General features: G+C 59.7%; 10 protein-coding genes and 2 pseudogenes. 8 read left to right on the forward strand and 4 right to left on the reverse strand.

What is annotated here, in order from left to right; genetic code table 11:
* The first annotated feature begins 6 nt into the window (after nucleotides 1-6).
* The 5 genes and pseudogenes from AC3CB8_RS08785 to AC3CB8_RS08805 all read left to right on the forward strand — a co-directional run bounded on the left by AC3CB8_RS08785 (nucleotide 7) and on the right by AC3CB8_RS08805 (nucleotide 4,283).
* Complete coding sequence (locus AC3CB8_RS08785; protein WP_352485879.1) at nucleotides 7-297, forward strand: helix-turn-helix transcriptional regulator; 291 nt, start codon at nucleotides 7-9, stop codon at nucleotides 295-297.
* A gap of 14 nt (nucleotides 298-311) precedes the next feature.
* Entirely contained in the window at nucleotides 312-833 is a 522-nt protein-coding gene (locus tag AC3CB8_RS08790) for a S26 family signal peptidase (protein ID WP_352726661.1), read from the forward strand.
* A 45-nt stretch (nucleotides 834-878) separates the two neighbouring features.
* A complete protein-coding gene (locus AC3CB8_RS08795) occupies nucleotides 879-1,205 on the forward strand; it encodes a DUF736 domain-containing protein (protein WP_352485876.1) in 327 nt (108 codons plus the stop codon).
* Nucleotides 1,206-1,251: 46 nt separating this feature from the next.
* Nucleotides 1,252-2,298, forward strand: a complete 1,047-nt coding sequence (locus AC3CB8_RS08800; protein ID WP_352726660.1) for a lytic transglycosylase domain-containing protein — start codon at nucleotides 1,252-1,254, stop codon at nucleotides 2,296-2,298.
* Nucleotides 2,299-2,545: 247 nt separating this feature from the next.
* Nucleotides 2,546-4,283: pseudogene (locus AC3CB8_RS08805) on the forward strand (relaxase/mobilization nuclease domain-containing protein).
* Between the two features lie 67 nt (nucleotides 4,284-4,350).
* On the opposite strand, the gene AC3CB8_RS08810 reads toward AC3CB8_RS08805, so the two are convergent.
* A complete protein-coding gene (locus AC3CB8_RS08810; RefSeq protein WP_352726658.1) occupies nucleotides 4,351-5,424 on the reverse strand; it encodes a hypothetical protein in 1,074 nt (357 codons plus the stop codon).
* Between the two features lie 223 nt (nucleotides 5,425-5,647).
* On the opposite strand from AC3CB8_RS08810, the gene AC3CB8_RS08815 reads away from it, so the two are divergent.
* The 3 genes and pseudogenes from AC3CB8_RS08815 to AC3CB8_RS08825 all read left to right on the forward strand — a co-directional run bounded on the left by AC3CB8_RS08815 (nucleotide 5,648) and on the right by AC3CB8_RS08825 (nucleotide 8,715).
* The gene (locus AC3CB8_RS08815; protein WP_352485873.1) at nucleotides 5,648-7,648 is read left to right on the forward strand and encodes a conjugal transfer protein TraG; all 2,001 of its coding nucleotides are present in this window, start codon (nucleotides 5,648-5,650) and stop codon (nucleotides 7,646-7,648) included.
* Nucleotides 7,649-7,702: 54 nt separating this feature from the next.
* A pseudogene (locus AC3CB8_RS08820) lies at nucleotides 7,703-7,825 on the forward strand (CopG family transcriptional regulator); the annotation flags it as partial.
* Between the two features lie 368 nt (nucleotides 7,826-8,193).
* Complete coding sequence (locus AC3CB8_RS08825) at nucleotides 8,194-8,715, forward strand: type III PLP-dependent enzyme domain-containing protein (RefSeq protein WP_488377279.1); 522 nt, start codon at nucleotides 8,194-8,196, stop codon at nucleotides 8,713-8,715.
* A gap of 122 nt (nucleotides 8,716-8,837) precedes the next feature.
* On the opposite strand, the gene AC3CB8_RS08830 is transcribed toward AC3CB8_RS08825, so the two are convergent.
* From AC3CB8_RS08830 to AC3CB8_RS08840, 3 genes are read right to left on the reverse strand one after another with little or no spacing between them, the layout of a single operon-like run.
* The gene (locus tag AC3CB8_RS08830; RefSeq protein ID WP_352726654.1) at nucleotides 8,838-9,890 is read right to left on the reverse strand and encodes a hypothetical protein; all 1,053 of its coding nucleotides are present in this window, start codon (nucleotides 9,888-9,890) and stop codon (nucleotides 8,838-8,840) included.
* Entirely contained in the window at nucleotides 9,871-11,418 is a 1,548-nt protein-coding gene (locus tag AC3CB8_RS08835) for a S1 family peptidase (protein WP_352726652.1), read from the reverse strand. The genes AC3CB8_RS08830 and AC3CB8_RS08835 overlap by 20 nt, the downstream gene beginning before the upstream one ends.
* The gene (locus AC3CB8_RS08840) at nucleotides 11,418-11,948 is read right to left on the reverse strand and encodes a hypothetical protein (protein ID WP_352726651.1); all 531 of its coding nucleotides are present in this window, start codon (nucleotides 11,946-11,948) and stop codon (nucleotides 11,418-11,420) included. Before AC3CB8_RS08840 ends, AC3CB8_RS08835 begins: the two co-directional genes overlap by 1 nt.
* Between the last annotated feature and the right edge of the window lie 385 nt (nucleotides 11,949-12,333).

The raw sequence follows: 12,333 nt of genomic DNA on the forward strand, positions 1-12,333 counted from the left end.
CGAGCGATGTCGAAGGGTCCCGCGGACGCGCCGCAAAAATACCTGCGAACCAAGGAGGCAGCACCGATCGTTGGCCTCTGTGCTCGTACCTTGGAAAAACACCGAACCTACGGCACCGGTCCAAAGTACCGGAAAGTTGGTGGGCGCGTGCTCTACGATATCGATGACCTGCACGCCTGGATCGAACTCGGCGCGCGCACGTCCACCAGTGATGCGGACGCGACCTTTGTTCCGCCGGCCAAGCCACATGCCGCCCGTGCACCTGCCTATGCCGGCAGACGCCGTAGCGCCTCGTAGCGCTCGTGGCGTCAGTGCGGTACCGCTCCGAAGGCCAGCTTGATCTGTTTCACGCTCGCGCCAGTGTCATCACGCCACGCGACGCACAGGATCTCATGTCGTGGCCGTTCTTCTCGCTCGCCAAATCCCGCCGCCTGACACCGATCGATTTTCGTATGGGCGAGGTGTCGATCCGCGTCGAGGCTAAGCGCCAATATCTGCCGAACGGCGTGCCGCTTCTGAAGCGCGTGTGGGCACTCAAAGGCACCATAGTCTGCCGCCAGGGCACCGCTATCATCATCCATGGCGTGACCGTAGGGCTTGCGCGCGAGCGCGATAGTCGCGGCCGACCGTTGCCCGCATGGCAGGGCTGCCGCGTGATCGCCGACGGTGAAGTCTTTCTCATGAATCGGGATGCGGCCGACAGTTTTGATGGCCGCTATTTCGGGCCACTGCCGCTCACTTCGATCATCGGTCGCGCGGTTCCCGTCTGGGTGACGGGCCGCACCGCGCCAACCCCGAATGTTCCCAAAGATTCCGTTCTCGGCGCGCCGTGAGGCTCGCGCCAATCATCCCCAAACGCTCATGAAAGGAGCACCGCTATGGCCCAAATCGGCACCTTCACCCGCAACGATGACGGCTTCTTCGGCAACGTCTCAACGCTGACACTCGACGCGAAGCTCGCCATCCTGCCTGCAGAGAAATCGGATGCCGAGAATGCGCCGGACCATCGCATCTTCTGCGAAGGCATGGAGATCGGCGCGGCGTGGGAACGTACCGGCGAGAAGGCTGGCAACTATCTCTCCGTCGCCATCGACGACCCATCCTTCACGCAGCCGATCCGCGCCAATCTGTTCCAGTCTGATGCTGAGAGAAGTGTCTGGAGCCTGCACTGGAGCCGCCCATCGAAGCGCGACGAGCGAGGCTGATCGGATGCTCCGATCGCGCCTCAGCGAACCTAAAGCGTCAAACCCCTTGATCGATCGGGCGCTGCTCAAACCCTTCGACCCGATCGCCTGTCAGGCGGCTGCCGCGCGCAGCGAAGGTCAAGGGCGGCCGGACGCTCGCCAATCGCTGCGGACGCTCATCGCCCAGCAATTTGCGGCAGGCAAGTCCGGCCGGCGAAGCCTTGCCCTTGACGGGAGCGAGCACGGTGGCAGGGTTTTCGCGCGTCTGGACGGCGGTGCATGCGCTGTCATCCGGCGAGGCGTGACGATGCTGTGTGCATGCGTCATGCTCCTTCCTTCTGCATCGGCGGTTTACGCACAACCTCTTTCTCATGGCGAGGGGCCGGCTCTCTCCAACGCCAAGACTTCGTCCGCCGATCCCTGGTCAGCTCATATCCGGGAAGCCGCGAAACGCTTTGCTATTCCTGAGCGGCTGCTGCGCGCCGTCATGCATGTCGAGAGCGTTGGCGATGTTCATGCGTTGTCGAGCAAGGGCGCGATGGGCCTGATGCAGATCATGCCGGCGACATGGGAAGAATTGCGGATCAAGCATCATCTTGGCGACGATCCTTATCAACCGCACGACAACATTCTTGCCGGTGCTGCTTACCTCCGCGAGATGCTCGACCGCTTCGGTCGGAGCGGCTTTCTCGCTGCCTACAATGCCGGTCCCGGGCGCTACCAAGATCATCTTGCGACGGGCCGGCCGCTGCCGCGAGAGACCGTCGACTATGTCAGGAAACTCGCCCCGCTGATCAATGGTTCGGTTCCCATTCCGTTGCGCGCACGTCAAGGAGCGGGCAGGGCGAGCGCACTCGAAGCGGCGATCTTCACGCACGTCGCGAACATACGGAATAGCTCGGCTTCGCAGGTCGATCGCGGGACCAATGTTCCCGTCCAGACTGTGTTCACAGCGATCCGCTCACCCAGCCTGCGATCGCCAGTGGTTAAAGCTGTTACCGATCTTACCGCGCTGGTACCGCCACCGGATGGGTCGCGCAGTGAAGGTGGCTTGTCTCCGCCCTCTGCTGTCCAGAGCCCGTTTGGGCAGGGTTCGTCCAAGACATCACAATGATCGGCCCATTCCTAGTCAATCGCATTTTGGCCTGTTGCGTCGCGGGAATTGCGGCCAGAACGTTGGTTTTCAGGGAGTGCGAGAAGGGATGGCAGGATAAAGGGCGGCGATGTGCAGCTCGGTCGGGGTGCTGGATTTCAAGGGTTTGCACAACGTTTTCGCGATGTGGGCCGCAAATCCACGATGTGCGCCATCGCAAATTTCTCAATTCATTCAAAGGAAGACGCACATCGCAGGATCGGCAGCCATGAACCGTGACGATGACTTTCGTGTCCAGCCTGGTCGTATCCGCTCTCGCGCCGGCCAGCGCGCACGACCCTTCATCTTCCAGGCGCTCGCGGCCGCACAGCGCTCTGGCGGCCACATCTCGCGAACAGGCCGGATCATCTCTGCACGCAGTTCGACCTTTGGCCGCGGCCGGGCGGCCAGCATCCAGGCCAACCGCCTCATCACAGGCCGCTCTCGCAGCGCTGTCGTCAAGGCGCGCGTGGTGCGCCAGTTCACGGGAACGAAGCAACTCGCCGCTCATCTCAAATACCTCCGTCGTGAGGGCGTGACGCGTGACGGCGAGCAGGCGAAGATGTTTGGTCCGGACACGGACGAGGCCGACCACGACGCCTTTGCCGAACGATGCAAGGACGACCGGCATCATTTCCGTTTCATCGTCTCACCGGACGATGCTCACGAGTTGGGCGACCTCAAAGGGTTCGCCCGCGACCTGATGGTCGACATGCAGCGCGATCTCGGTACAAAACTCGATTGGGTGGGCGTCGACCATTGGAACACCGAACATCCGCATGTCCATATCCTCGTTCGCGGTGTCGCCAACGATGGCGAGAACCTCGTCATCTCACGCGACTACATCCGCCAAGGGATGCGCGACCGCGCAAGTGACATCCTCACCCAGACACTTGGGCTACGCACCGACCACGACATCCGTCGGACCATCGAGCAGCAGATCGACACCGAGCGTTGGACGCAACTCGACCGCCAGCTTGTTCGCGAAGCAGATCGCCATGGCATCATCGATCTCGCGCCGCATCCTGGTAGCCAGCCGGACGAGTTTCTCACGCTCAAGGTCGGGCGGCTCCGCAGGCTTGAAAGCCTAGGCCTTGCCAACGAAATCCGTCCCGGCCAGTGGACCATCACGGAGCGCTGAGACGACCTTGCGCGCGCTCGGCGAGCGCGGCGACATCATCAAGCGTATGCACCGCAGTCTCGCCGGCCATGGCATCGACAAAGGCGCAGCCGAATATGTCCTTGCGGCTGAGCAGATCGACAAGCCTATTATTGGACGGCTGTTGGAGCGTGGGCTCGATGACGAACTGCGCGGCTCGGCCTATGCCATCGTCGACGGCATCGACGGTCGTGCCCATCACATTCGGTTTCAAGATATCGACGCCACCGGCGGTTCCGCCCCGGGCTCGATCGTCGAGCTCCGTCGCTACGAGGATGCGAAGGGCCACAGCCGCGTTGCACTCGCCCTCCGCTCCGACCCCTCGATCGAAGAACAAATCCATGCTCATGGCGCGACCTGGTTCGACCGCCAGCTTGTTGCGCGTGTACCCGTCGAAGTTGGGGAGAGCGGCTTCGGCAGGGAAGTGAAGCAGGCGTTACAGGATCGCACCGATCATCTTGTCGAGCAGGGTCTGGCACGGCTCGGCGGTCAACGCGTCATCTTCGCTCGCAACCTGATCGACACGCTACGCGATCGCGAGGTGAACGCGCTTGGCGCTCGGCTCGCTGCCGAGACCGGACTGCCGTTCGCGAAAGCTTCTGAAGGCGACCAAGTAGCTGGCATCTATCGACAGAGGTTTTCGCTCGCCTCCGGCCGCTTCGCGATGATTGATGACGGGCTCGGCTTCAAGCTCGTTCCCTGGTCGCCATCGATTGACAAGCAACTCGGTAGTCACATTTCTGGAGTTGCCCGCATCGATAACAGAGTGGACTGGAGTTTCGGAAGGAGGCGAGGAATCGGGTTGTGAAATGTCCACAACCACCGCGTCATTTCACACCTACCGGGCCGATCGCTACACAAGCCTACCTGCCTTCCTATCCTGATGCAGCCTTCTTCTTGTTCGCGGGACGGTGCTTTTTCCAGACGTCATCCATGTCGATGCCGCCGTCTATCGCACCCTTCATTTTGTTCTTGGCGTTATCAGAGAAGCAGGGGATTTTCGTTTTCCCAAATTCGAACACGTGACAGCATGTTTTGTCGTCGATCTCCAGATGTCTGCGCAGAGCAAGCGATCGGGGTTCCTTGAGTTTTAGAGCTTTGGCCAAGTCGCTCGGCCGCATATGAAACTTCTTACTGAGGTCAACCTCGCGCACCGCCGCCGCGCCCTCAGGATCGTCGCCACCTACAAACTTAACTGGAGCCCCCTGCTTCTTTGAGAAATGCACGGTAAAGGTAGGGCCTTCGCCCGCCGTCGCGGTACTGATGGTTTTGAGTCGTGGAAAAACATCCTCGAACGCCTTCCCGTCTCTTACGGCCTTCTCTATGCGATTGATGTCTTTCTCCGAGATCTCTACCCCGTCATGAACGATGGCCTCCATGGCGAGCAGAGAACGTATCCTGGCGCGAGCCTCGTCGCGGCGACGCTTGCCCGGCTGAAGAAGCTCGGCAATCAGCTTGTATTCCCGATCGACCAGGAAATCGAAATCCCCCGGCGGTTTGGTTGACACGGGCAGCACCCGGGGCGGGACGTGAGAATGGAGATCCATGTTCAGCGTTCGTTTCATGTATGCATCGAATGCCGTCACCATCGCCCTGGTGTGCATGTAAAGGAGGTCCTCGGAGACGTAGACGAACCAATGCTGTGCTGCATCCCGTAGCTTGTCGATAGCTCGAAAGACGCCGGCCTCCGAATCGCTCATGCCGTGGTTCGACTGGCATAGCCTGAGGCACTTCTCGAAGCCGATCGATTTCCCGGTGTCCTTGTCGAACACCTTGGCCTTCATCTGGCAAAGGATCCCCTTCATGAGCATCTCACCGGCATGCTGGAGGTGAAGGAGGACGGATGTCACGCGCCCGTCATCGTCATAAGAGTTGAAGGAAGTCATCCCGATCCGCAGCGAACTGATCGCCTTGAGGCTTAGCGTTTTTGCGTCACGAACAAGTGGCATAAGCGATTCCCCCGGAGGACCGCATTCTACTCCCAGATTTCAGCTTTGCTCTATTGTCTGTGGCCACGCTCTTTTTAGCGGCGGCGGAAACCCTGAATCGCATCCAGCAAGTCTCTCCACGTCCGGCTACGCTGTACTGATTTGACCGGTCCTTTGTCCTTGCACATCTGGAACCTCGACACTTTCTGTTCGCTCCCGATCGTGAAGCCAAAGGAGACAAGAAGTGCCGGCAACCAGGATATTGTGGGGCCAGGTCCTAACCGTCCTTCTGATCGTGCTCGTCACCACCTGGTGCGCGACGCAGTGGACGGCATGGCGGCTCGGCTTTCAACCGCAACTCGGTTCGCCCTGGTTCGAGTTTGTGGGCCAACCCATCTATCCGCCTCCTGCGTTTTACTGGTGGTGGTTTTTCTACGATGCTTATGCGCCCGTGGTCTTTCTCGAGGGCGCACTGATCGCGGCAAGCGGCAGTTTCATCGCGATGGCAGTGGCGATCACGATGTCGGTATGGCGGGCGCGGGAGGCGAAGAATGCGGCCACCTACGGCTCAGCACGCTGGGCGACGCGCGATGAAGTTGCGGCCGAAGGTATGACCGGCCCTGATGGCGTCGTGCTCGGTAAGCTCGACCGCGACTATCTGCGCCACGACGGTCCGGAACATGTTCTGTGTTTCGCGCCGACACGGAGTGGCAAGGGTGTCGGGTTGGTTGTCCCGTCACTGCTCACCTGGCCGGGCTCGGCGATCGTCCACGACATCAAGGGTGAGAACTGGGAACTGACGGCCGGGTGGCGGTCGCGTTTTGGTTGTGTGCTGCTGTTCGATCCGACCAATGCAGCGTCGGCCGCCTACAATCCTCTGCTGGAAGTGCGACGCGGCGAGTGGGAAGTCCGTGACGTGCAGAACGTGGCCGACGTGCTGGTCGATCCAGAGGGCTCATTGGAACGCAGGAACCATTGGGAGAAGACCAGCCATGCGCTGCTGGTCGGCGCGATCCTGCATGTCCTATATGCCGAACGGGAAAAAACGCTCGCCGGCGTTGCCAACTTCCTCTCTGATCCGCAACGACCGATCGAGACGACACTGCGCACCATGATGCTGACGCGGCATCTGGGAGTGGGCGGTCCGCATCCGGTCGTAGCATCGGCCGCACGCGAACTGCTCAACAAGTCGGAGAACGAACGCTCCGGGGTGCTCTCGACCGCCATGAGTTTTCTAGGGCTGTACCGCGATCCGGTCGTGGCCAAAGTGACGTCTCGCTGCGATTGGCGCATCGCTGACCTTGTCGAGGGCGAGCGACCGACGACACTCTACTTCGTTGTCCCACCATCGGACATCAGCCGCACCAAGCCGCTCATCCGCCTCGTGCTCAACCAGATCGGTCGCAGATTGACTGAGGATCTCCATGCGAAGGATCGACGGCAGCGTCTCTTGATGATGCTCGACGAGTTCCCGGCTCTCGGCCGTCTCGATTTCTTCGAAAGCGCACTGGCCTTCATGGCGGGCTACGGCATCAAGTCGTTCCTGATCGCTCAGTCGCTCAACCAGATCGAAAAGGCCTACGGGCCGAACAATTCCATTCTCGACAACTGCCATGTGCGTGTCAGCTTTGCCACCAACGACGAGCGCACAGCGAAGCGTGTCTCCGACTCGCTGGGAACAGGAACCGAGATGCGCGCGATGAAGAACTATGCCGGACACAGACTTTCGCCCTGGCTTGGACACCTGATGGTATCGCGGCAGGAAACGGCACGTGCACTGATGACGCCCGGCGAGATCATGCAGCTTCCACCGACCGATGCCATCGTCATGGTCTCGGGGCTGTTTCCGATCCGAGCCAAGAAGGCGCGCTATTTTGCTGATCCTAGGCTTTCCGAGCGTGTCTTGCCGCCACCGAAGCGTGAAGTGATCGAAGCAACGTCGCGGCCCGACGACTGGACCGGCACAACGCTCCTCGATGCATTGGAAGGTTACGCCCAGCAATCGAAGCCATCTGCGGATCCGAATGAGGCTGTGGATCCGGCCAATAGTGGCATCCGCCGCCAGCCGGAGCTTCCTGAACACGAGGACATCGCGTCTGAGCGATCAGCACAGCGAGACGACGAGTTCGAACTCGATCTTGACGAGCCCGACGATGAAGCTGTCCGTAGGCGTTCTCTCGACCGCACAATGCGGCAGGTGTCGCGACTGGCCGCGCTCGACCCTAATGACGGCATTGAGCTTTGAGCCGTGAAGAACGCAAAGAAAAAACGGCTGTCAGCCTATCTCGATCCGGACGTGATGCACGCGCTGGCCGACTATGCTGCGCGCCGCGACGTTTCACTGTCGCTGATCGCCGAGGCTGCGGTCGCCTCCTTCCTTTCGCCGGATGCCGACGAGCGAAAGGAAGCGGCGACCGTACGAGATCGGTCGCGCGATGGCAACGGCACTATCGAGCATGCCAGGTGGATCGACGAGGCAGCGGCCGACCAGGGCGTAGTCCAGGATCTGCTGATCCGCGTCAGCGCGCCCGGCGACATTTTCTTCGACGGGCAGGAAGGTGGGTTCCAGGAGCATGAAGTGGCGCAGGTCGCCGGTGCGATCGGCAAGCTCAGAAACGTTCGGCTGGCCGGCGTCACTGCCTTCCCCTGCATCCGGTACAATCCCAACCGCGGGAGAAAGCCGAGCCCACGCCAAACCTTTACACAATTCTGCGCGCCGCCGAGACGCTCCGCGGCATGGGCATCGAGGTCCGGCAGATCAACACACCAGGGAATACAGCTTCCGACACAATGCCCGTCCTTGCCGGTCATGGCGCGACCCACGTCGAGCCAGGCAATGGCGTCTCCGGCACCACTCCAAATCACGCCTGGCGTGATGATCTCCCTGAACGGCCAGCCTATGTCTACGTGAGTGAGGTCTCGCATCACGTCGGCAATCGGGCTTACGCTTATGGGGGTGGCATCTATCACGATATGCATATGGCCGGATCCCCGGGCGCCCTTATGGGTTCGACATGGGAAGAGGCGAGAGGCAATGGCGTCGAATATCTCCACGAAATAGAGCAGGTGATCGACTATCATGCTGTGCTCGAGCCTGGATCCAATTGCAGGCCCGGCGATACGGTGCTGCTCGGCTACCGTACACAGATGCAGATGACGCGTTCCTATCTTGCGTGCGTGTCGGGTCTGTCGAAGGGCAAGGACCGTCTTCACACTATCTTCGACTGGGCGTGCACACCGCTCGACGACCAGCTGGAGCCCGTCTCGTCCGCGGTCGTCCGCGAGGAAGTGGATGGGCTGCTCGCCTCATAACGGCAGGAAGAGTGGATTGTACTGGATAGTCTGCTTTGAATCTCTGAACGAGAATCCTGCGCGCGTTTAACTGTCGACTAGACTCCTATTCCTGGGCTTACGTCCCAGAACTGCATGGGACCTTATGGTTGCCCCTCAGCTCTGTACTTCTCGGCGCGCAGAACCTCGTTCTTTAAGGCGCTCATGAAGTCCGTGTAGCGACCACTGTCTGCTGGGTTCGAGCCACTGACGGTCCTGTTTCCGTCGAATACCGGCAGCTTCTCGATGTCGAGATCGTCGACAATGAAGAAACTTTTCTCTGCGCTCGGCCGGTAGCTGTTGTTTGTCCACTGCAACTTGCCAGCAGCGCGAACCTTCTGAAGATTCGCATCCGAGAGACTAATACCGTCCACAATAATATCACCCATAACGTAGACATCTTCCAAGCTCAGCTCGTTCACAGTTACCGATGAGATTGTGAGGGGTCCAAGAATGACAACGTTGGAAAGCGAAAGCGACTTAATGGTCGAATTGTTTACGGTCAGGTAGCCATCCACTACCAAATCCGAAATGTCATAGAGATCGCCGTTGATACCCGTGATATCAAAATCACCAACAATTTGTTGGGGGGTCTGCCGAGAGGTCGAATCCATGAGATCGAGGCGGCCCAAGTTTCCGGGCCCGATCTGTAGCGGCCCCAGCAATGCGGATGTCGCGTAGCTGGAGCACACCTCGCCAACTCCCATCTGGTGAAGCCAGATGCTGATCTCGTCAGCCTCCGAGGCGCTATAGAACGAAGGCAACGGGCATCGATTGAGTTCGCCATAGACCGATTGGAACAGCTTCGTGTTGCGACTGCAGAGCTCGTCGTAGATCATGCGGCTGACACATTGCGTGCCGATCCTGTAGGGCATCAGCCAGCCGTCGGGCATGTCTGGCTCGAGGCGGAGTGTCTGGCTCCCTTCCAGTTCGAGTTTCACGACGCCGTCCGAGTCGGTGCGTCCCGTCAGCGGCAATCCTTGGCGAACACAGTCCGAGTAGAGCTCGGTTTCGTTCTCATAACCCAGGCTCTTGTAGTCGATGTACGCGCCCACTCTGCAATCGGCAGCTGACAATTGAGCAGAGTCGGACGCCGTCGTTGCCACCGCCGAGATTGCCGCGCCGCCCAACAACAGGCTACTGACACGCCAGATCATCAACGGTTCCTCCCGGTTCGAGATCAGGCAAGATGCCCCAGAGTTCGCCGGCAGACAGATCTCTGCCGAGCGGCAGGTAGGCAGTAAACGATACAGGGGTATGAGTGTCTGCGGTCAGGAATAGATGCAGGCACGCGCCGTTGAAACGCAGCGCACGATCTAGTTGTGCTACTCCGCTTTCTTGAGCCGGATCGGTTGCCTCCAGTTTGACACGGCAAGCTCCGCCGTAGAGGTCTTCGATGAATTCAATTGCAGGGTGCCGGTGGTATCGTCCGATACCGGGGCGGTAGATAAGCGGCGTGTTTGAAAAGAGCACTACGGCGTCACTGGCCGGACCCTGCCAGCGGTAGCTGAGCGAGAGTCCGTCATCGTTGGCAGTGTTGGCAAACGTGCCGAGCGGAAGGCGCAAGTCGAGATCAGCCTGAGGCAGTTCCTCAGTCGGAGTCTGAAGGAGCTGTTCGAATACTTCCGCCCTGTAGCAAACGACGGAAAGAGCCGCGTTGGCAATAGCGGCGCGGAATGGATCGTTCGCACCCGGAAACAGCGAATTGCTTGGCTCGATTCGTACCGTCTGGTGTGGCGCGTTGTAGATGGTGCCCGGCAGCGCCGTGTTGTTGTCATACGCCTCATCCATTAGCCGACCCCAAGGCTTGAGCAGCGGCAGGCTGGTCCGCCACTCGAGATTGAACAGTGCCTTCGGTTGAGCGCCAAACTTGGTCCGAGTTCTCTCTTCGAAGAAAGTATTAAAGGCCGCAAAAAATTGGTGAAACCCGTAGATTCCGAGTTCCGCCGCAACATCCTTCCCAAAATGTGGGGAGTTCAAAGTAGCGCTTGGAACCATCCAGGATAACTGCGAGCCTGGGATGCCGCCTTGCGCCATTCCCACCACCTGTCCAGCCGAGTTGAACACCGGCGCACCCGAGTCGCCTGGATCTAGCACCTGCTCTAATCCAACAATCGACATACCAAGGCTGGGGTAACCCAGCCGGTTGATCTCTTCTTTTGCATCCTGGCCAAGGGGAGCGTTTCCGAGGGTTTGCGGTGCCTTCAGCTTGACCAGCCCCTGGTCAGACTCCGGATGGTGATCGCCCAGTTTGTAGCCGTAGACAATGACCTGATTGTCTGATGGGAGTTGTCCTTGAATCGTCAATGGACGATGCGCACCTGTGAGCTGCAAGACCGCGAGGTCATTGCCCTTGTCGATTGCAAGCACGAGAGCTGTTGTGCGGTTCTCACCGCCTTCCGTGAACTGGTAGCTTATCGAATTTGCCCCTGCGACCAGATGCAGGGCGGTAAGTAGAACCGGCTGGTCGAACCCCTGGAGTTGAACCGCAAAGCCTGTACCGTGTCTGACCCAACGATCCTTCTCCGGATCTTGGCACTCTCCGACGCAGCGCTGTGTTTCTATCCGGGCGATCGACTTAAGCGTTTCGTCTTGCCAAGACGGCACGACTTGCGCCTTCGCCCCGCCTGCCCCGACCTGCAGAGCGGCTGCAACAAGCGCAGCGCGTATTGCGGGTTGCAGCATTACCTATCTCCGCAAAGCACGCGGGCCAGAAGCGATTCCAGAGAGGTGAGTTGCTGGCCGGTGTAATGCGATGCTTCCGCGTCAGTGACGATTTGCTCCACAGCGCCAACTCGCGCCGACAAACCCTTTATCTTGGCCCGAACATCACTCGACCATGGCAAGAGCCCGAGGCTCGGGCAGAGATCCTTGACCTCGGGCGCAAGCGGAGCCTCAGGGGTTCCAGGTTCCATAGCCCCTTGGCCGTAAAAGATGCCCGTCCCCAGAAAGACACTGGGCGAATCCGAGGCGCCCGCAGCCGCTGCAACGGCTTTGGCCACCTCGGTCGAAGTCATGCCTAGCTCCTTGAGCCTAGCCGCCAAGACATCTGCCGGGCTAGGAAGCAGTTGCCGAATTCCGTAGCCGGCAAATGCCCCGACCATGAGGGCTGCCGCGAAAGCTATGGCGTAGCGTTGAAAATGCTTCCACCGCGCGGTGAGGATGCTGTTGTCGTCGGCTCCCACCGTCAGAACCGATGCCGCAACCGTCACCAATCCGGTAACCGCAACCCCTGCAACCGGACTCGTCGACAATCCAACAAGCAGACCCGTAACTAGTCCCAGCACCAGACCCGATATTGCCACGTTTGGCACTTGCCCCCCTCACTTTGCGTGGCCCAGCGTTGTTTCCCGCTCGAAAGACATCTCACCAGTCACCAAGTGAAGATCATACATTTCATTGTAGCTGTCGAGCCCGGCTTTTGCTGACAAGATCATTGCAAAACGATGTTGAGAGCAAGTTTTTCCCGCAACAACGCGGACCATCAGCACCAACCAAGCACATCGCCCGGTTGTTGGAAGCGCCAAGGGACATGGTGCACATACGGCCGCCCGATTGGGAATCCCCAAGCCGCACAGCCCTGATGGTAGCACTGTAGCG

It is taken from the genome of Mesorhizobium sp. P160927 (assembly GCF_057766385.1).